The following is an 18,701-nucleotide window of genomic DNA, read 5'->3' as shown; positions in this document are numbered from 1 at the left end:
AGGTTGCCCTAATATGGCCGATCCCGTGCTCGATCCCGCTTCTTCCGCCAGCTCGTCGGACCTTGTTCGCAGCGACATGAACCTCGTGTGGCTCGACATGGAAATGACGGGTCTCGAACCTGATACCGACCGCATTATCGAAATTGCGGTGGTCGTCACGAATTCGACGCTCGACAAGCTTGTGGAAGGCCCGGTACTCGCCATTCATCAGGACGAAACGGCGCTCGGCAAAATGGATGAGTGGAACCGCAACACGCACGGCCGGTCGGGGCTGACGGAACGTGTACGGGCGTCGACGGTGAACGAGGCCGAAGCCACGCGGCAAATCCGCGAATTCCTCGGTCAGTACGTCCCGCCGGGCAAGTCGCCGATGTGCGGCAATTCCATCTGTCAGGACCGGCGTTTCATGGCCCGGTGGATGCCGGAACTGGAAACGTTTTTCCACTATCGCAATCTCGATGTGAGCACGCTAAAGGAATTGTGCCGCCGTTGGCAGCCGGCCATCTACAAGGGTTTTCAGAAGCGCGCAATGCATACCGCGCTCGCCGATATCCACGAATCCATCGACGAACTCAAGTATTACCGCGAGCATTTCCTGATCCCGTCGGCGACCGGCAACGTCGCGCCGGTTTAACGGGCCGGGTTGCGAAAAACCGGTCAGGCTGTTGGCGGCCGGATCGCGTTTTTCGGCCTGAACGCGGCTACCACTTCAGGCCGCGTTTCGATGTACGGCCCACCGATCAGATCGATGCAATAAGGCACGGCGGCAAAAATTCCCGGCACCCTGGGCTTGCCGTCAGCATCGCGTAATCCTTCCAGCGTTTCCCGGATCGATTTCGGCTGACCGGGCAAATTCACGATCAGCGCAGCATGATCTGCCGTCTCGCGAATCACCGCCACTTGCCGCGACAGAATCGCCGTCGGCACGAAGTTCAGGCTGATCTGGCGCATCTGCTCGCCGAAACCGGGCATCGGCTTCGTGGCGACGGCAAGCGTGGCTTCAGGCGTCACGTCGCGACGCGACGGGCCCGTGCCGCCCGTGCTCAGGATCAGGTCACAGCCGGTTTCATCGACGAGTTCGATCAGCGTGGCCGAGATGGTCGCGGCGTCGTCCTGGATCAGCCGGGTTTCCGCGCGCCAGGGCGAACTCAGCGCGCCCGTGAGCCATTCCTGCAGCGAGGGAATACCTTTGTCCTCGTATACGCCCTGTGAGGCCCGGTCGCTGATCGATACCAACCCGATCACCAATTCGTCCGGATGATTACGCTTTGTAGCCATCGTCGTTATCTCGTTCCGGGAATTCGACGCCATCGTCTTCTGCTTCGCCTTCGTTCAGGCTCTCGTCTTGCTCGTCTTCCACGCCCGCCGCGGTCTTGATCCACTGGAATAGCTCGCGGAAATAGCGCGGCGGTTTGGCCTGCTCTCGTTCCTTGCGGGCGTTGCGGATCAGCGTGCGGCCTTCCTGCGGGTCCACACCGGGGTGCTGGCGGATGAAGTCGGTGAGGGCGGCGTCGTCGGCGAGCAGCTTTTCGCGGGTGCGTTCGATCCAGTGCAGCTTGGCCGTTTCAGCCCGGTTTACACCGCGATATGAATCCAGCGCGGTACGCAGCGCTGCCGTTTCCTCGTCGGTCAGCGAGCGCATGACGCGCCCGACATACTGCAGTTGCCGGCGCTTGCCTTCGTGGTCGGTGATCCGGCGGGCGTCGCGTACGGCGTCGTCGAGCTTTTCGGGCATCGGCATGCGTTTGAGCGCGTCTTTCGGCAGCTCGATCAGCGTTACGCCCAGCACTTGGAGCGCGAGCATGTCGCGTTTGAGCTGGGATTTGCTGGGGCGGTCGTAGCCGTGCTCGCTGCCGTCCTGTTCGGAGGCCTCGGCCGGGTTGATGGGTTGCGTGCGGGTTTTACGGTTCATCCCGGTATTGTAGCGGAGGGGCTTTCGTTCGCACTCGGGGTTTTGGGTTTGGGGCGGCTGGCGCGGGGGGCTGGGTCGATGCCGGGTTGCTGCTTTCAGCCTTAAGTGGTCTGCGTGAGTGAGCTGATTTTTTTATCACTATTAGCCACGCACAGTGGCTAATAGTGATAAAGAGAACAGCCAGAATAGACCGGCCACGGACGCACAAACCACCAACTCGGCATCGACCCAGCGCCACGATTGCAAGAACCTCAAACCAAACCCCGAGTGCGAACGAACTTGCTATGATCGTGCGATGTACGAAACGGTCATAAAGCTGCATCCCTGCGCACGGCAGGCGCTAACGCGCTCCGTCAGCACGACCGACAACGTGAACACGCTCGACACGTCGAGCACCCACAGGCAGACATAAAATGGCAGCAGATATGGACGTGAGGCAACGCTTTTTTCCGCACACCCAGGACGAGCTGAAGGAAATCGCGTCCGATATCCTGCGGCACGCGAAGGAGCTCGGTGCGACCGACGCGGCCACCGAGATCTCCGAAGGCGACGGCCTATCGGTGAGCGTGCGGCGCGGTGAAGTCGAGACCATCGAACACAATCGCGACAAGATGGTGGGCGTGACGGTGTTTATCGGCAATAAGCGCGGTAATGCGAGCACCTCGGACTTCACGCGCGCGGCGCTAAAAGATACGGTCGCCGCCGCCTACAACATCGCGCGTTTCACAGCCGAAGACAGCGCTGCCGGCCTGGCCGAAGCGGAGCTGCTGGAAATGGCGCCGCAGGATCTCGATCTCTATCACCCGTGGGACATCGACGCCGAAGAAGCGGCCGATCTCGCCCGCCGCGCGGAAGATGCCGCCTTCGCCGTCGATAAACGCATTCAGAACTCGGAAGGCGCGAGCGTCTCGGCGCAGCACTCGCAGTTCGTGCTGGCCACGTCGCGCGGGTTCATGGGCGGTTATCCGTTCTCGCGCCATTACGTGGCGTGTGCGCCCATCGCGGGTTCGGGGCGCGACATGCAGCGCGACGACTGGTACACATCGAAGCGCAACGCCGCCGATCTCGCCGAGCCGGAAGCGATCGGCCGGTACGCAGCGCATCGCGCGCTGGCACGCATGGGCGCGCGCGGGCTCGATACCCGCAAATGCCGCGTGATGTTCGAAGCGCCGCTGGCGGCCGGCATCCTGGGTGCGTTCGTGCAGGCGGTGAGCGGCGGCGCACTATATAGAAAGACGACGTTTCTCGTCGATAGCCTCGGCAAGCCGGTGTTCGCGCCGCACATCCAGGTGCTGGAGGACCCGCATGTGAAGGGCGGCATGGGCAGCGCGCCATTCGACGAGGAAGGCGTGCGTACGCAACGCCGCAACGTGGTGGAAGACGGCGTGGTGCAAGGCTATTTCCTGTCGACGTATTCGGCTCGCAAGCTCGGTATGAAAACGACGGGCAACGCAGGCGGTTCGCACAACCTGTCGCTGCGCAGTTCGCTGACGAAACCGGGCGATAACTTCGAGGAAATGCTCAAGAAGCTGGGCACGGGGTTGCTGCTGACCGAGCTGATGGGGCAGGGCGTGAACTACGTCACCGGCGACTATTCGCGGGGCGCATCGGGATTCTGGGTAGAGAACGGCAAGATCCAGTATCCGGTTGAAGAGATCACCGTTGCCAGCACCTTGCAGGAGATGTTCCGGCACATCGAGGCCATCGGCGCAGATACGGTCGTGCGCGGCAACAAGGAAATTGGCTCTGTGCTGATCGAGAAGATGACGATCGCGGGCCAGTAAAAGAATCCGCGAAAGAGGAAAAGAAAGCCCGGGACGGTTAGCGCCGTCCCGGGCTTTTTTCCTTACTGGCAAAGCGTGAAGCGTGTTCGACTATGCCGCACGCCGCTCATAGACCACGAACGAATAGTCGAAATCATTCGGCGCCCCCGCGCGATGCGTTTCCCGCGAAACCTCTTTCCAGACGGCTGCATCGGGTGCATCGATGGAGATATCGCCTTCGAAATCGGCATCGATCTCGGTGAGGATCAGCTTTCGCGCCAGCGGCCATCCTTCGCGGAACAACTCAGCGCCGCCGATCAGGAATATTTCGCTCGCGCCGTCGCGCGCGGCGAGTTCCAACGCGTCGGCGAGCCCGGTCACCGTATCGCAGCCATCGAAGCGGCGCTGGGCGTCGCGCGTGAGCACGATGTTGCGCCGTCCCGGCAACACCCGTCCGATGGACTCGTGCGTCTTGCGTCCCATCACGATGGGCGCGCCCATCGTCGTGCGTTTGAAGAACGCGAGGTCCTCGGGCAGGCGCCAGGGCAATTGGTTGTTGCGCCCGATCACGCCGTTGCGCGCGCGGGCGACGATCAGGGTCAGCGTCGTCATGGTGTGGATATCCGGATCCGGCATTAAGATAAATCAAGCCGCAGATTCTACCCGACGCCCGACGCCACCCCTCTTCTTACGCCACGTCTGCTCCGCTCGCCGCCGTCGCGCCCCGCAACCCGTGCGCGACCATCAGCCGATACAGCGTGACCCGCGAAATTCCCAACTCCGCAGCCGCTTCGCTAAGCCTGTGCCGATGCCGCAGCAAAGTCAGCTCGATTGCGCGCTTCTCGGCGGCGTCGCGGGCCGCGGCCAATGTGGTCGACTCGATGCCGGTGCAGTGGCCGAGCCCGAGGTCATCGGCGGTGATGAGCTTGTTCTCCGCCATCACGATCGCGCGCCGCACGCGGTTGATCATCTCGCGCACGTTGCCGGTCCAGGCGTAGCTGTACATCGCCTCTATCGCCGACGGTGCGAAGCCGCGGATCTTGCGCCTGCCGTCGCTCTTGAACTTGTGCAGCACGTGCAGCGCGAGAATCTCGATGTCCTTGCCGCGCGCGCGCAGCGGCGGTTCGTCCACGCGCAGCACGCATAGCCGATGAAACAAATCGGTGCGAAAACGGCCGCTGGCCATGGCTGCATCGAGATCGATGTGGGTCGCGGAAATGATGCGCACGTCGACGGCGACCGGGTCATGTCCACCCAGCCGGTCGATCTTGCGCTCCTGCAGGAAACGCAGCAGATGCACCTGGCTGTCGATCGGAAGATCACCGATTTCATCGAGGAACAGGGTGCCGCCGTCGGCCTCTTCCACCCGGCCGATCTTGCGCTGGTGTGCGCCCGTGAACGCACCGCGCTCGTAGCCGAACAATTCCGACTGAATCAGGTCATTGCCGATCGCGCCGCAATTGATCGCGACGAACGGCCCCTTGCGACGCGGCGAGCGTTCGTGGATGGCCACGGCGGTCAACTCCTTGCCCGTGCCGGATTCTCCGGTGATGAACACGTTCGCGTCGGTGTTCGCGACTTTGCGGATGGTGCGAAAGAGTTGCTGCATGGCTTCGCAGGTGCCGACCATCTGCTCGTCGCCGAATACGGTCGGCGTGTCGGCCAGGTCGATGTCGCCGAGGCTCACCATGCCGTACGCGTGGTCGACGAGATAACCGATGGTCGCATGCGCGACCGGGCCTTTCACGAAGTCGAAGCAGTAATGCCGGATCATGTGGCAGACGACAGGGTCGGCGAGACACGTGTCGTCGGTGAGGGCGATCCAGCCAGCTTGCTGATGGCGCAGCGCGGGTTCCAGCGCGGCCAGTTCGCGCGCTGAGAATCCCACCATATCGACGATACCGGCTACGGGTGTATCGGTTTTCAGCACACTGGCTTGCGTGGCGAGCGTACCCGCCGATACCTTCCAGCCGCGGTCCTTCAGATATGAGACCAGTGTCTGGTTCGGCGCCTGAGCGATATACAGCAGGTTACGAACGGCCGGCGCCGCGTGGAGTGCCGCAGTAATCGGAAGACTGGGAACACCCGAAAGACCGGAAGTGCCGGTGCTTAACTCGGCCATCGAGGCCATCGACGGTATTGCGGGTATTGCGGGCATTGAAGCAAGCGTGTTTTTGCCGGACACGGTTGCGGAGACAGGGGCGGATTCGTGCACGAGCGATCTCCTCTTTTTCTAACGGGCGCGAGACGGTGTCGTGACGGGCACGGCGGTGCGATGCGCTGTCGATCATGTGGCCGTCGAGCGGGACAAGATTTGTCCGAAGTGGACCCCAGGTTTTACGCAGCGACGCACGTTGGCAGCGTGCGCACGGGAAAACGCGTAAAGCCCGCGGGTTCATTCCTCGCGGTATTGCGCGGCTTGCCGGCGGTGACCGGCTTCGCTCCTCGCTGCGCAATACGATTAGTGTCCTACCGTCCGGCGTGTTGTTCAAATCCTGATACGTGCGTGTTGCGTGACTGCATCGAGTGTCCGGCTGTCGCTCCTCAGACGATCTGCCTCGCACTATTTTGCAAATTTCCAGCTACTGCGTTCGCTGCGTACCCACGTTCGCAACATCACCCGGTGTGGCGCGCGTGGCCGTGTCAGGAACGGGCGCAGGCACCGGTGGCGCGATCTCGTCCCAAAGCGTGACGCTGTTCGTATGCGTGGTGCACGGTGACGCTTCCTTGGTCGCCGTGACTTTTTCAAGGGTGGTGTCGGCGTGCATCGTCAGTGGCGCCGACGCAATGGGCTGGATCGACGCAGGCTCGCCCTGTTCCATTACAGGATTAACAATAATGCGCCCGTTCGATGCGGCTTCGCCAGCATCGGAGCCTCCAATAGTTTTTCCCATAACGATGGCTGGCGGTTTTGGCCGGGCCGCAAATGTTTCATATTCGGACACGAGTGGCTGGACGGCGGGTTGGATCAGACGATCCTCGTCCGCGATATTCTGTGCGCAAACGTTAGCGGCTGAGCTGCTCAGTACAAACCACATGGTACTAATGGCGGCAAACTTATGTCTTGTCGCATTATTTTCCCATTCGATGACGCAGCCGGTGCTTTCCATGGCGGTCTCCCTGATTCGTCCTCATTGAGCGAAACATATGCCATCACGCGGATACCGTTGATGTTATTGGGCGAGCGGCAAGCTGGCTGAAAAGCCGAATGAGAAAAAAGACGAAAACGTTTCACAGTTGAAACGAGAGACGGTTAACGGCTATTTTTATCGGAAATTGCGTAAATGCTATTGTCTTGTTTAAACTATTTGCAAACTGCTTATTAAAAAGCTGTGACGCCATTGAAACGTACAGTGGCAGCGCTTCAGGACGGGGAAGGAAGACATTGTTGCGGATATTTGTTTTCGAAGTATTCGCTTTATAGTAGTCTCTCAAAAACAGCATCAGAAACAAAACAGGTTCGCATAGAACCGCGCGACAGCACTCGTCGCTTCCGGGGTTTCACCGTTTGCAGTTTTCCGAATGACCGTTCGCTTGGGGATGCGAGTCTTCGACGTCTGCAGCGTGGTTGAGGGCAATTACCGGCGCGACCTTTTCAACGACCGTTGACGAAAGGATCAGAACAATGGAAGTCGCTCGGCGGCAACTAATCTACGTGACTCGTGACCCGAGCGCGCCTTTGTGTGCTCGGTTTGAGGAGAGGGGCTGGCACATAGAGGTGGTATCGAACGCGAAGGACGCACGTCGCTGGCTTCGCAGTGACCTGGCAACCGGCGGCTTGCTGGATCTGTCGAGCAGTTTTGAAGCACATGAACTTGTAGCGCTCGAAGCGTCGCTCACGCTGACCAATGTCGGCTGGGTGGCTGCAACCGTGACGGGCCAGCTTGAAGACGCAGCTGTGCGTCGGCTGATTCGCGACTACTGCTTCGACTACGTCACCTTGCCCACATCGAATGATCGCGTGGTCGACGCCGTCGGCCATGCCTATGGAATGGTGGCGCTTCACGAGAACGCATCGAACGATGCACGCGACGGCCGCGCCGAAGGCGAGATGGTCGGTTCGTGCGACGCCATGCTTGCGTTGTTCCGCTCTATTCGCAAGGTCGCCATGACCGACGCACCGGTGTTCATCTCGGGCGAGTCCGGTACCGGCAAGGAACTTACCGCAGTCGCCATTCACGAACGCTCGGCACGGCGCGATCAGCCGTTCGTCGCCATCAATTGCGGTGCGATTCCCGCTCACCTGTTGCAATCGGAACTGTTCGGGTATGAGCGCGGTGCGTTTACCGGTGCGAATCAACGCAAGATCGGCCGCGTGGAAGCGGCTAACGGCGGTACGCTGTTCCTCGATGAAATCGGCGACTTGCCGCTCGAAAGCCAGGCAAGCCTGTTGCGGTTCCTGCAGGAGCGCAAGGTCGAGCGGCTCGGCGGGCATGGCTCCACGCCGGTGGACGTGCGCATCATTTCCGCCACGCACGTGGACATGCAGACGGCTATGATCGAAGGGCGGTTTCGTGCCGACCTGTATCACCGGTTGTGCGTGCTGCAAATCGACGAACCGCCGCTGCGGGCGCGTGGTAAGGACATCGAGTTGCTCGCGAAGCACATGCTCGACCGCTTCAAAAAGGACGCGAGCCGGCGTCTGCGCGGTTTTGCGCCCGATGCGATCGCCGCAATTCACAACTATGGCTGGCCGGGCAATGTACGCGAGTTGATCAACCGCGTGCGTCGCGCCATCGTGATGTCGGAAGGGCGGCAGATCAGCGCGCGCGACCTCGAACTCGGCGAGTACGTGGAAGTGGCGCCAGTGTCGCTGGCGCAGGCGCGAGAGGCCGCGGAACGGCAGGCTATCGAACTCGCTTTGCTGCGCCATCGTGGGCGTCTGGGCGACGCCGCGCAGGAACTCGGCATTTCGCGGGTGACGCTGTACCGGTTGCTGAGCGCGCATGGCATGCGGCACATTGAAGTCGATGCACCGACGGAGCACGTGACGCGCGGCTAAGGCCGAACCAGCCGCGTAAGCGCGTGAATAAGCGTGCTTACGCGCCGCATAAGCGGCGTGCATCTACGCAGCCGCGCTGCATGTTGTTCGCTTAATTTCTCCCTACCCGGCGTTCGCCCGAACGGCCGCGGATCGCATGCACGGTCTCCCCTCATAACCACCTTGCACTCCGGCGCTTGGTAAAATCGTGGTTTGGTTTTATCAGGTTGCGCGAAAGACCTCGGCCTTCAGGCCGGAGATGGAGAGCGCGCCAGATGATTGCCTGAGTGGCTTAGGAATACTTATACTGTATGTATGAACAGTGTTCCCGCTAAACCAACCCGAACCCTGCGCTTGCGCCTGAAGGCTGTAAATGCGGCGTCTGGCGCGTGCGTATCCGCCGCTGCGGGCCGGGCCAAATGGCCGGCCAATCTTCTGCCAAAATAGCGATACGCCACTTCTTTACGAACGACCTTTCCCATGATCCAGTATCAAGAACTGCTCAAAGACATTCTCGAACGCGGCGCTCGCAAAATGGACCGGACCGGCACGGGGACGATCAGCACGTTCGGCCGTCAATTGCGATTCGATCTGGCCGCGGGTTTTCCGATCGTGACGACCAAACGCATCCACATGAAGAGCGTGGTGTACGAACTGCTGTGGTTCCTGAACGGCGATACGAACATCAAGTATCTGAACGAGAACGGCGTGACCATCTGGGACGAATGGGCCGATGAAAACGGCAACCTCGGTCCGGTGTACGGGCATCAATGGCGCTTCTGGCCAAAGAGCGACGGTACGGTGGTCGATCAGGTGAGCGCGCTCGTGCATCAGATCAAGACGCGCCCGAATTCACGGCGGCTGATGCTGACCGCATTGAACCTGGCGGATTTCCCCGACGAATCCATGTCGCCGGTCGATAACGCCCGTGCCGGCAAAATGGCGCTTGCGCCGTGCCATTGCCTCGCACAGTTCTATGTGAACGACGGCAAGCTGAGTTGCCTGCTGTATTGCCGCAGCCAGGACGTGTTTCTCGGCACGCCGTTCAACATCGCGAGTTACGCGTTGTTGACGCACATGCTGGCGCAGCAATGCGATCTGGATGTGGGTGAACTTGTCTGGACCGGTGGCGACTGCCACATCTATCTGAACCATCTGGAGCAGGTGGACCTGCAATTGAGCCGCGCGCCTCATCCTTTGCCGGTGCTCAAGCTGGCAAGAAAACCCGAGTCCATCTTCGATTACCAGTACGACGACTTCGTGATCGAAGGGTATCAATACCATCCGGGCATCAAGGCGCCCATCGCGGTTTAAAAGGGCTTTGCATGTCCCGGCTCCGATTGTCCGGAGCCGGGAGATGTACCCTTTAAAACATCAAGGCGTAACGATGTTGAACATCGGGTAGCGGGATCTGCTCCGTTATTTCGGTCGCGGATTCGCGCAAGAAATATTTCCACGACCGTCAGGCATCAGCGAGAACGGCAGCGAAGTGCTGCTCACCGGCCGGCGTGACCCGCAGGACGCGCCGTTTGGACGTTGTCTCAAGCCAGCGATGTTCCGTGCAGGCATCGAGGAACGCCGCGCCCAGCGCACCGCCAAGATGCGGGCGGCGTTCGCTCCAGTCGATGCACGTGCACGCGAAGCGCCGCCGCCGCGCTTTTTGTGCCGCGAGATCGATGCCGAGCCGGGCGAATTCATTCAATCCTTGCGGCGTTGCATCCAGTGCCGTGGGGCCGGGCCGCTGCGATCCGGACGGCGCGCCCGCTGCAACCTCCAGCCATTTTGACTTCAACATCCGGTCGAACAGCCGCACAGCGAGTTCGCCGGCCAGATGGTCGTAGCAGGTCCGGGCGTAACGCATATCGAGCGGTACGGCCGAGGCCCGCCGCGGCGCCTGCCGGTGCGCTTCCGCCGGCTCGCGCAACGGCGCACTGGCCTGCGCCAGATTTGCGAGCGCTTCGATTGCCATCGCGATGTCCGGTGTTGCGATGCGGTAATAGCGATGCCGCCCGCTGATCTCGAGCGCGAGCAAACCGCTTTCGACAAGCCGGGAGAAATGGCCGCTCGCCGCCGATGGCGAGATTCCGGCAATCATCGTCAGTTCGCCGGCGGGCCGGGCGCATCCGTCCATGAGCGACCAGAGCATCGCGGCGCGGCCCGGGTCGGCGAGCAGTGAGCCGATTCGCGACAAACCGGGAAACGGACGGGCGTCGTCGTGGTTGAGCGTCATGAAAGCCTCCTTGAGTAAGCTCCACTTTAGCCGCTTGTTGCACGCGATGTTTCATCGGAGCGTGAAGTATCGATGCAGCGCCGATCCCTTGATGCGAGCGCAGGAAGCCGCGCGCTAGAATGGTGATTCTCCTGAAGGGGCGGTCGTATCAAGGATGCATATGTTGAAAATCATGGTGTTCACGCTGCTTGTGGTGGTGTGCGCGGGCTGCGCGGGCACATCAGGGTCATCGTCGTCTGCCGGCGGGTCGAGCAGCATCACCATGTATGGCGTGATCGACCAGGGCGTGTCCGTGCGCAAGTAAGCCAAGCGAAGCTGCGGGCAGCTTTTTGTGCCTCGTTTTTGTGCCTCGTATAATTCGGCAACTCCAATTGCCGGGTTCGCCCCATTTCGCCATGACCACTTCAGCCGCGCCGAACGCAGCGCCTGCTCTCCCGTCCACCGCCGGCGCCCTCAAGCCCGATCGGTCCGAAACCACCTTTCGCTTTCTCGCCGAGCCGACTTCGGTCAACTTCGGCGGCAAGGTCCACGGCGGGGCGTTGATGAAGTGGATCGACGAAACCGCGTATGCGTGCGCGGCCGTGTGGTCCGGCCGGTACTGCGTGACGGTGAGCGTGGGCAATATCCGGTTTCGGCGGCCGATCATGGTGGGTTATCTGGTGGAATTGCGCGCGCGCGTGGTAGCGACGGGGCGCACGAGCATGCATTTGCATATATCGGTGCATGCGGGGGACCCGAAGAGCGGAGAGCTGCAGCAGACAACGGATTGCCTGATGGTGTTTGTCGCTGTCGATGAACAGGGCAAGCCCGTGCCGGTGCCGTCGTTTGTGCCTGTGACCGACGAGCAGAAACGGCTCGCGAAATACGTGATGGACGTGAAGGACGCGCTTGACGCTATTGTGGAATTGAAACCGGAAGAAGTGGCGGCAGGGACGGTGTAAGGAAGGGACCGCCGGTGCAATGCGCCGGAGGAGCCTGTTGCACCGGTGAGTCGCAAAAATCAGTACGAGTCAGTACGATTTAGCGGTCGCCCGCAGGGCGGCTGACGTTGTTTCTGCCGCGTGCCATAAAAGATCCTCTTGCACTCTGGGGAGGAAGCCCCGGGCCTTCAGAGGCCGGGGAGCCGTCACAAATTCAAATACTGCGAACTGGGTTTCGGCCAGGGTCTGACCTCGCTGATTCTTGCGGCAACGCATCCGCAAGGTAAGCAGCCGCAGCGGTTGAGGACGCACGAATGACATCAACCGCTGCGTTCAATACGCCTGCCTTACTTCTTCCCGACCATCTCTTCGGGCTTCACCCATTCATCGAATTGCGCGTCGGTCACGTAACCGAGCGCGAGCGCGGCTGCTTTGAGCGTCGTGCCTTCCTTGTGCGCCTTCTTAGCAATCTTCGCGGCCTTGTCATAACCGATGTGCGGATTCAGCGCCGTCACGAGCATCAGCGATTCATTCAGCAAACTGTCGATGCGCGACGCGTTCGGCTCGATCCCGACCGCGCAGTTATCGTTGAAACTTTGCGTGCCATCGGCGAGTAGACGAACCGATTGCAGCACGTTGTGCGCGATCATCGGGCGGAACACGTTAAGCTCGAAATTGCCGCTCGCCCCGCCGATATTCACCGCAACGTCATTGCCAAACACCTGGCAGCACAGCATGGTGACGGCTTCGGATTGGGTCGGATTGACCTTGCCCGGCATGATCGAACTGCCCGGTTCGTTCTCGGGAATCGACAACTCTCCCAACCCGCAACGCGGCCCGCTCGCGAGCCAGCGGATGTCGTTGGCGATCTTCATCAAGCTCGCCGCGATGGTTTTCAACGCGCCGTGCGCGAACACGAGCGCGTCAGCGGCGGCCATCACTTCGAACTTGTTCGGCGCGGTTTCGAAGGGCAAGCCGGTGAGCTTGCCGATCACGCCGGCGACCTTCACCGCAAACTCGGGATGCGCATTCAGACCGGTGCCGACCGCCGTGCCGCCCAGTGCCAGCTGATAGAGATGCGGCAAGGTCGACTCGACGTGCCGGATGCCCTGGTCCAGTTGCGCGACATAACCCGAGAACTCTTGTCCGAGCGTGAGCGGCGTCGCGTCCTGCAAATGCGTGCGGCCGATTTTCACGATCGAATCGAACGCCTTTGATTTTTGATGAAGCGTCTCGCGCAAGGTCTTCAAAGAAGGCACGAGATGCTTGACGATCGCGACTGCGGCGGCAATATGCATGGCGGTCGGGAACACGTCGTTCGACGATTGCCCGCGATTCACGTCGTCGTTCGGATGCACCTTGCGCGCTTCGCCGCGCTCGCCGCCCATCAGCTCGCTTGCCCGGTTCGCGATCACCTCGTTGAGGTTCATGTTGGTCTGCGTGCCGGAACCCGTTTGCCACACGGCGAGCGGGAATTCATCGGGATGAATGCCTGCCAGGATCTCGTCGGCGGCGGCGATGATCCCCTGCGCTTTATCGGCATCGAGCACTTTGAGTTCGGTGTTTACTTCAGCCGATGCCCGCTTCACGATCGCGAGCGCATTGATCAGTTCCGGCGACTGCTTCTCGCTTGAAATCTTGAAGTTCTGCAAGGAGCGCTGCGTTTGCGCGCCCCAGAGTTTTGAATTCGGCACGGCGATTTCGCCGAAAGTGTCCTTCTCGAGTCTTACGTCGTCCGTCATGGCTTCATGCTCCTTCGCGTTGCTTCAGGTTCGGGTTTGAATTCGATTTGCCTGCACATTCAGAATCTAAAAACTCAAAGCTGTGAGTCGACGGGCAGCAGCGTGAATAAACCCGTCAGCACGTTGCGATACAGACCCGCTTGCGGATCGAAATTATAGGTATGCACCACGCCCTCGTCCTCGGTGGTCCAGATGAGCGGGGACATCGGCGAGCCGGTGTTCTTCAGGCCCGCAAGCACTGCAGGCGAAGCAAGTTCCACACGGTACGCTTTCGCCGGTGCGACGCCGGCATCGAACAGTTGCGCCGCTTCGTTCGCGATTTGCTTGCTGTAGATCACGAGCGCGAGTTCAGTATTGAGCGATGCCGAGCGCGGGTCCAGATTCATCGATCCAATCACGAGGATACTGCGATCGATCACATAAGCCTTGGCATGCAGGCTTGCGCGCGATTGCGAGCCGAACAGCCCGGCGCGTGCGCGGCCATCGCCCTGGGCCTGCACGGGCTTGAACTCGTATAACTCTACGCCGGCCGTAAGCATCGGTACGCGATACGGCGCATAACCCGCCTGCACCGCGACGGCGTCGGTGGCCGCCAGCGAATTGGTCAGCACTTTCACTTTCACGCCGCGCCCGGTCAATGCGCCAAGCGCCTTCACGCCTGCATCGTGCGGCACGAAATACGGCGAGATGATGAGGACATCGCTGCGCGCCTGGTTCGCCAGTTCGATCAGGCGCTGCATGGGCGGGCTTTTGTAATCCTTGTCGGGATGTTCGATCTTCACCGGCGAATCGGCTTCGAAATCCGTGCGCGCCCAAGTCAGGCCAAGTCCGTCCTGCGCGATTTGCTGGGCAATCGGCGTGGCGTTGAGCGGCTTGGCGTTCAGTGGATCGGCTTGGGTCTTCCAATGCTGGCGCAGATCGGCGCGGGTCTTGTCGAGATCGGCGGGATCGAATTCTTGGCGGTTCAGCGCGTGCAACGGATACGCAATCGAGCTGTTCCAGTAGTCGTCGAAACTTGCCGATATCTCTTGCGTCACCGGGCCGGCCACGAATGCATCAAGATCGCGGAACTGAAGGGTTGCGCTCGCGCTGAAGTATTCATCGCCGAGATTACGGCCGCCCACGATCGCGATCTGGTTGTCCGCGATCATCGCCTTGTTGTGCATCCGGCGGGTGAAATGATCGACGTTCGTGAACAGGTTGCGTGTGCGTTCGCCGAAACTCCGCGACGCGCTGCCGAACGGATTGAACACGCGGATATCGATGTTGTCATGCGAATTCAGCACGGCCATGATCTGGTCGATGTCCTTGAAGTTCAGGTCGTCGACGAGCATGCGCACCTTCACTCCGCGATCCGCCGCGTAAAGCGCGGCGCCGAGCAGCAGCTTGCCCGTGTTGTCCTCGTTCGCGATGTAGTACTGCATGTCGAGCGTCTTCGTCGCCGCGCGGGCGAGCGCAATGCGCGCCTGCAACGCCTCGGTGCCGGTGGGAAGCAGCCGCACGCCGGACTCGCCGGGATGCGCGGCTTCCTTCGGCGCGAGGGCGGTGCGTAGCGGCGTAGCGGCGGTAGCGGCGGTAGCGGGTAGCGCGTGCGTGGCGGGGCGGTCGAACGCGGTCGCGGGAGGGCGCGCAGCGCAGGCGCTGAGCGCCAGCGCCGTGAGCGCGGCCACAGCGAACGCGAGGCCACGCGAAAGCGGTGGTGTGCGTTGGATGCGCGCTGCAATGATTGACTGGTTTGAAACTTGCGCGGCTTGGGTTATCGATAACTGCCTGCTGCTTTCCGACACGTCCATTCCTCTTGTTTGCCCGAGCGATTTTTCTAACTTGCCAGCGGTTGTTGCGCTCGTTGTTGCTGCGTGCGGCACCGGATCTCGCGGGAGTGCGCCGAGGATCATGCCCGGTCATTTTATGGGAAATCGGGTACGGACACGGCGGACGGGTCGATTGGCGAAAAAGCGGATTGGGCGTGGGTTCTGCAAGGCGTGCATCGGTGCTGGCGTGCTTTGTCGCGGCCAGCGTCGATCTGTCCAACGCGCGATTCGCCATCGCAAGGAAACGTGCACACGAAAAAAAGCCCGCTTCGACGAAGCGGGCCCAATACCCCTGTTACTGGATGAGTCTCAAGGAGACGGCTTAATCATATCTTCACGCCGCTGCGGTTCCAACCAACGATGTCTGCTTATCTTATGCCGTGGCAGGCGCTTCAGGCCGTGTTCCGCGACGCCTGCCCGGATTTCCCTTGCTCAAGCATGCCATGCCTGACCAAACGCCGGCTCATGCGATCGAAGCGAATGGTCATCAACACGGCGACGCTCGCCAGTCCCGCAGCCAGCCCCCACCACAAACCCTTCGTGCCGCCGCCGAAGTGAAACGCCAGCATGTAGCCCGTCGGAAAGCCGATGCCCCAGTAACCGAGGGCTGCCGCGAGCATGGGCACACGCGTGTCCTTGAGCCCGCGCAGCACGCCAGATGCGACCGTCTGCATGCCATCGACGATCTGGAACACGGCCGCCACGCCGAGCAGCGACGCGGCCAGCGCGACAGTCTGCGCGTTCTTCGGGTCGTCGAGACGAAGATACAGCCCGACGATCGCGTGCGGCGCCAGCACCAGTACGCACCCCGACAACGCCATGAACGCCACGCCCAGAGCGATCGCTACGAACCCGGCATGGCGTGCGGCCAGCGGCTGCCCCGCGCCGATCCAGTAGCCGACGCGCACGTTCGCCGCCTGGCCGATGGCCAGCGGCACCATGAACGCCACCGACGCCACGTTCAGCGCGATCTGGTGCGCCGCGAGCGGCGCTTCGCCGAGCGTGCCGATAGTCATGCCGGTGGCGAGAAACAGCGTGGATTCGACACCATATGTGATCGCGACCGGCCAGCCGATCCCGAACAATTCGCCCATCAGCGGCAGGCGCGGCCGCGACGCGACGACAAAATGCCGGTACCGCGGCCGCAAATGCAGGAACGCGATCAGCACGAGCGCCGTCGCCCAGACGGTAATCGTGGTGGCGACCGCCGAGCCGAGAAAACCGAGTTCGGGCAAGCCGTAGGCGCCGTGAATCAGGCCGTAGTTGAGAAACGCGTTCACGAACACACCGCCGATCGATACCCACAGCAGCCGCTTCGCCGCACCGATAGCCGGCAGGAACGCGCGCATCATGCCGATCCCGATCAAGCTGCCCGGCGCGCCCCAACGCAACACCTCGCAATACTCGCCGACGTTTCTGGCCAGCATGGCGGGCTCGTGGAACGCGAGCAGGATCGGCTCCGCGAAGCTCAGCAGCGCAAACGCGGGGATCGCGAGCAGCAGGGCCAGTACCAGCCCGGTCCAGTAGATGTTCGGCACGAGGTGATCGGCATTCGCGCCGCGCGCATGCGAGACCGATACGCTCACCGACGTCAGCACGCCCTGCAGCAGCACCACGACGACAAAAAACAGGTTTGCGCCCAGGCCGCCGGCTGCGAGGGAATCGGGGCCGAGTGAGCCGAGCAGGATGGTATCGGTGACGCCCATCGCCATTTGCGACAGCTGCGAGATGGCGAGCGGCGCGGCGAGCCTAGCGGTATCGACGGCGTGACGGGAAAGGGTGGGCGGCGCGTTTGCGCGATTTGATCTTGTTGGCATGACGGGTTATCTGAATGCTTGCTGCACGGCAAAACAGTGCAAAAACGGCAACGGGCGATGCAGCAAACCGTTACCGGTCCTGCATCGCCCGTTCGTTCCGGCCGCGCTTCAGCCTATTGGACTAAAACACGCCAGCTTGAAAGCTGACTCTGAAAAATTAGCTTGAAACGTCAACCAGCTGAAAGCGGCGAAAGGGAACGAAAGCTATCTAGCTTATTGCCTGATCGCGATTATGTCGATCACGAAGCGGTATTTCGCGTGGTTCCGGTTTCGCCCATGCGGATCATTTCGGCTTTTGAACCTTGATCATCGTGTCGTCGATGAGAACCGTCTGGCCCGCGCGGATCTTGCACGTTTTGCGTAGCTCGATTTTGCCGTCGACCTTCACCTCGCCCTCAGCGACGCGTGCTTTCGCCGAGCCGCCGCTGTCGGCGAGGCCCATCAGCTTGAGCAGGTTGTGCAGTTCGACGTAATCGCCCGTGAGCGTGAATTCGAGTCGCGGCATGTGAGCGGTCTTCGCAAGGTTGGGGGCGGAAAGGGCGCCCATGATAAACCAGCCGGGCACGCCACGTGCGTCTACAGCCAGACGCCCGGATGCCGGCTCGTTCGGCAGTTTGCAATTTGTCAGGAAGTGAAACCGTCGGTAACAATGACAGGTTTTGGCGAACTCGAACGTCCGGAGCCGGGTCAGTAATAGTGATCGGCGCGTTTATGCCTGTTTGTGCCGGTCATTAGAAGTGTAGACGGGTATTTGCGGCGCGCTGTGCTCAGAGCGGTGTTCAGGACACAACACACATCGCTTGGCGCCGCGGTCGTTTGCGATGGATTGCATTCGACCACCCGGAATAAAAACTGCCAGAGAGGAACTGAACATGTCGCAAGCCAAGAAAATGCTGTTGAGTACTGCTTTTGTCGCGATGGGTTTGTCCGCGTCCGCGTTTGCGCAGACCGCACAACCCGCCGCCGATGCCAGCGGCCAGATTTCCGCACAAGCCGCACAAGCCGCACCGGCAGCGCAGGCTGCGCCGGCACCGCAGAATCTCGTCGCACCGGCGTCGACCGATCCGCTGGTCCAGAAGCGCAATGCCAGCGCGCAGGCGAGCGCTGAATACAAGGCGTCGAAGAAGGCCTCGAAGCAGGAGTTGAAGGCGACGACCAAGGAAGCGAAGGCGCAATACAAGGAGCAAGTGCGCAACGCCAAGATCAACAAGAAGGCTGACAACCAGACCGCCAACGACGATCTGAAGGCCGCCGAGCCAATTACGCCGAAGGACACGGGCCTGCAGCACTAAGCCCTACAAACGCGAAGGAAGCGGACTGATTTGCGGTTGACTCCGCTGCGGTGAAACGACGAAGGCCCGGCGCGCGCAAGCGCGCCGGGCCTTCGTCTTTATGGGGCCAAAAGCCTGCTGCATCAGGCGCTTGCATGGTGGAGTTGTATGGATATACAGTGTGCGTCACCCGTTTTTAAAGCCCATGCGACGTGCTTACGCTTAACTCCGTCACCGACGACGCCGACAAGGAT

The 18,701-nt window shown here is 61.2% G+C and carries 17 protein-coding genes; 7 read left to right on the top strand and 10 right to left on the bottom strand.

What is annotated here, in order from left to right; genetic code table 11:
• Positions 1–13: 13 nt before the first annotated feature.
• The gene (gene orn, locus M0D69_RS07715; RefSeq protein WP_301781461.1) at positions 14–634 is read left to right on the top strand and encodes an oligoribonuclease; all 621 of its coding nucleotides are present in this window, start codon (positions 14–16) and stop codon (positions 632–634) included.
• 23 nt (positions 635–657) lie between these two features.
• On the opposite strand, the gene mog is transcribed toward orn, so the two are convergent.
• Positions 658–1,278 (bottom strand): molybdopterin adenylyltransferase, encoded by a 621-nt coding sequence (gene mog / locus M0D69_RS07710; protein WP_301781460.1) that lies wholly within the window; start codon positions 1,276–1,278, stop codon positions 658–660.
• Positions 1,262–1,912: a ribosome biogenesis factor YjgA gene (gene yjgA, locus M0D69_RS07705; protein WP_301781459.1), complete on the bottom strand. Its 651-nt coding sequence runs from the start codon at positions 1,910–1,912 to the stop codon at positions 1,262–1,264. Before yjgA ends, mog begins: the two co-directional genes overlap by 17 nt.
• A gap of 413 nt (positions 1,913–2,325) precedes the next feature.
• Here yjgA and pmbA point away from each other — a divergent pair, with 413 nt between their 5' ends.
• Positions 2,326–3,696: a metalloprotease PmbA gene (pmbA, locus tag M0D69_RS07700; protein ID WP_301781458.1), complete on the top strand. Its 1,371-nt coding sequence runs from the start codon at positions 2,326–2,328 to the stop codon at positions 3,694–3,696.
• A gap of 90 nt (positions 3,697–3,786) precedes the next feature.
• On the opposite strand, the gene M0D69_RS07695 is transcribed toward pmbA, so the two are convergent.
• From M0D69_RS07695 to M0D69_RS07685, 3 genes are all read right to left on the bottom strand, one after another.
• Positions 3,787–4,287, bottom strand: a complete 501-nt coding sequence (locus tag M0D69_RS07695) for a dihydrofolate reductase (RefSeq protein WP_301781457.1) — start codon at positions 4,285–4,287, stop codon at positions 3,787–3,789.
• A 76-nt stretch (positions 4,288–4,363) separates the two neighbouring features.
• Complete coding sequence (locus M0D69_RS07690) at positions 4,364–5,890, bottom strand: sigma-54 dependent transcriptional regulator (protein WP_301781456.1); 1,527 nt, start codon at positions 5,888–5,890, stop codon at positions 4,364–4,366.
• A gap of 367 nt (positions 5,891–6,257) precedes the next feature.
• Complete coding sequence (locus tag M0D69_RS07685; protein ID WP_301781455.1) at positions 6,258–6,785, bottom strand: hypothetical protein; 528 nt, start codon at positions 6,783–6,785, stop codon at positions 6,258–6,260.
• A gap of 515 nt (positions 6,786–7,300) precedes the next feature.
• Here M0D69_RS07685 and M0D69_RS07680 point away from each other — a divergent pair.
• Entirely contained in the window at positions 7,301–8,677 is a 1,377-nt protein-coding gene (locus M0D69_RS07680; protein ID WP_301781454.1) for a sigma-54 dependent transcriptional regulator, read from the top strand.
• Between the two features lie 459 nt (positions 8,678–9,136).
• Positions 9,137–9,970 (top strand): thymidylate synthase, encoded by an 834-nt coding sequence (locus M0D69_RS07675; protein ID WP_301781453.1) that lies wholly within the window; start codon positions 9,137–9,139, stop codon positions 9,968–9,970.
• Positions 9,971–10,118: 148 nt separating this feature from the next.
• On the opposite strand, the gene M0D69_RS07670 is transcribed toward M0D69_RS07675, so the two are convergent.
• Positions 10,119–10,886 carry a helix-turn-helix transcriptional regulator gene (locus M0D69_RS07670; protein WP_301781452.1) on the bottom strand — a complete coding sequence of 256 codons (768 nt, stop codon included), beginning with the start codon at positions 10,884–10,886 and terminating at the stop codon, positions 10,119–10,121.
• A 160-nt stretch (positions 10,887–11,046) separates the two neighbouring features.
• Between M0D69_RS07670 and M0D69_RS07665 the strand changes: the two genes are divergently transcribed.
• On the top strand, positions 11,047–11,190 hold the full coding sequence (locus tag M0D69_RS07665; RefSeq protein ID WP_301781509.1) for a hypothetical protein: 144 nt from the start codon (positions 11,047–11,049) through the stop codon (positions 11,188–11,190).
• Between the two features lie 91 nt (positions 11,191–11,281).
• On the top strand, positions 11,282–11,827 hold the full coding sequence (locus tag M0D69_RS07660) for an acyl-CoA thioesterase (protein WP_301781451.1): 546 nt from the start codon (positions 11,282–11,284) through the stop codon (positions 11,825–11,827).
• A gap of 326 nt (positions 11,828–12,153) precedes the next feature.
• Here M0D69_RS07660 and fumC read toward each other — a convergent pair whose 3' ends face one another.
• The 4 genes from fumC to M0D69_RS07640 all read right to left on the bottom strand — a co-directional run bounded on the left by fumC (position 12,154) and on the right by M0D69_RS07640 (position 17,681).
• Entirely contained in the window at positions 12,154–13,548 is a 1,395-nt protein-coding gene (fumC, locus tag M0D69_RS07655; RefSeq protein WP_301781450.1) for a class II fumarate hydratase, read from the bottom strand.
• Positions 13,549–13,622: 74 nt separating this feature from the next.
• Positions 13,623–15,341 (bottom strand): phospholipase D family protein, encoded by a 1,719-nt coding sequence (locus M0D69_RS07650; protein ID WP_301781449.1) that lies wholly within the window; start codon positions 15,339–15,341, stop codon positions 13,623–13,625.
• Positions 15,342–15,751: 410 nt separating this feature from the next.
• Positions 15,752–17,176, bottom strand: coding sequence for an MATE family efflux transporter (locus tag M0D69_RS07645; protein ID WP_301781448.1), 1,425 nt, complete (start codon positions 17,174–17,176; stop codon positions 15,752–15,754).
• Between the two features lie 283 nt (positions 17,177–17,459).
• Positions 17,460–17,681, bottom strand: a complete 222-nt coding sequence (locus tag M0D69_RS07640) for an RNA-binding S4 domain-containing protein (RefSeq protein WP_301781447.1) — start codon at positions 17,679–17,681, stop codon at positions 17,460–17,462.
• A 367-nt stretch (positions 17,682–18,048) separates the two neighbouring features.
• On the opposite strand from M0D69_RS07640, the gene M0D69_RS07635 reads away from it, so the two are divergent.
• Positions 18,049–18,468 (top strand): hypothetical protein, encoded by a 420-nt coding sequence (locus M0D69_RS07635; protein ID WP_301781446.1) that lies wholly within the window; start codon positions 18,049–18,051, stop codon positions 18,466–18,468.
• The last annotated feature ends 233 nt before the right edge of the window (positions 18,469–18,701 follow it).

Origin of the sequence: Caballeronia sp. SEWSISQ10-4 2 (assembly GCF_030464885.1) — a bacterium.
Taxonomy (GTDB): domain Bacteria; phylum Pseudomonadota; class Gammaproteobacteria; order Burkholderiales; family Burkholderiaceae; genus Caballeronia.
The sequence above is the reverse complement of the archived record's forward strand: the minus strand, read 5'-3'. Positions and strand labels throughout refer to the sequence as shown.

What these genes read in the sequence shown, in the direction of transcription:
- orn (WP_301781461.1), top strand. Translation starts at nt 14, where the DNA reads ATGGCCGATCCCGTGCTCGATCCCGCTTCTTCCGCCAGCTCGTCGGAC.
- mog (WP_301781460.1), bottom strand. Translation starts at nt 1,278, where the DNA reads ATGGCTACAAAGCGTAATCATCCGGACGAATTGGTGATCGGGTTGGTA.
- yjgA (WP_301781459.1), bottom strand. Translation starts at nt 1,912, where the DNA reads ATGAACCGTAAAACCCGCACGCAACCCATCAACCCGGCCGAGGCCTCC.
- pmbA (WP_301781458.1), top strand. Translation starts at nt 2,326, where the DNA reads ATGGCAGCAGATATGGACGTGAGGCAACGCTTTTTTCCGCACACCCAG.
- M0D69_RS07695 (WP_301781457.1), bottom strand. Translation starts at nt 4,287, where the DNA reads ATGACGACGCTGACCCTGATCGTCGCCCGCGCGCGCAACGGCGTGATC.
- M0D69_RS07685 (WP_301781455.1), bottom strand. Translation starts at nt 6,785, where the DNA reads ATGGAAAGCACCGGCTGCGTCATCGAATGGGAAAATAATGCGACAAGA.
- M0D69_RS07680 (WP_301781454.1), top strand. Translation starts at nt 7,301, where the DNA reads ATGGAAGTCGCTCGGCGGCAACTAATCTACGTGACTCGTGACCCGAGC.
- M0D69_RS07675 (WP_301781453.1), top strand. Translation starts at nt 9,137, where the DNA reads ATGATCCAGTATCAAGAACTGCTCAAAGACATTCTCGAACGCGGCGCT.
- M0D69_RS07670 (WP_301781452.1), bottom strand. Translation starts at nt 10,886, where the DNA reads ATGACGCTCAACCACGACGACGCCCGTCCGTTTCCCGGTTTGTCGCGA.
- M0D69_RS07665 (WP_301781509.1), top strand. Translation starts at nt 11,047, where the DNA reads ATGTTGAAAATCATGGTGTTCACGCTGCTTGTGGTGGTGTGCGCGGGC.
- M0D69_RS07660 (WP_301781451.1), top strand. Translation starts at nt 11,282, where the DNA reads ATGACCACTTCAGCCGCGCCGAACGCAGCGCCTGCTCTCCCGTCCACC.
- fumC (WP_301781450.1), bottom strand. Translation starts at nt 13,548, where the DNA reads ATGACGGACGACGTAAGACTCGAGAAGGACACTTTCGGCGAAATCGCC.
- M0D69_RS07650 (WP_301781449.1), bottom strand. Translation starts at nt 15,341, where the DNA reads ATGGACGTGTCGGAAAGCAGCAGGCAGTTATCGATAACCCAAGCCGCG.
- M0D69_RS07645 (WP_301781448.1), bottom strand. Translation starts at nt 17,176, where the DNA reads ATGCCAACAAGATCAAATCGCGCAAACGCGCCGCCCACCCTTTCCCGT.
- M0D69_RS07640 (WP_301781447.1), bottom strand. Translation starts at nt 17,681, where the DNA reads ATGCCGCGACTCGAATTCACGCTCACGGGCGATTACGTCGAACTGCAC.
- M0D69_RS07635 (WP_301781446.1), top strand. Translation starts at nt 18,049, where the DNA reads ATGTCGCAAGCCAAGAAAATGCTGTTGAGTACTGCTTTTGTCGCGATG.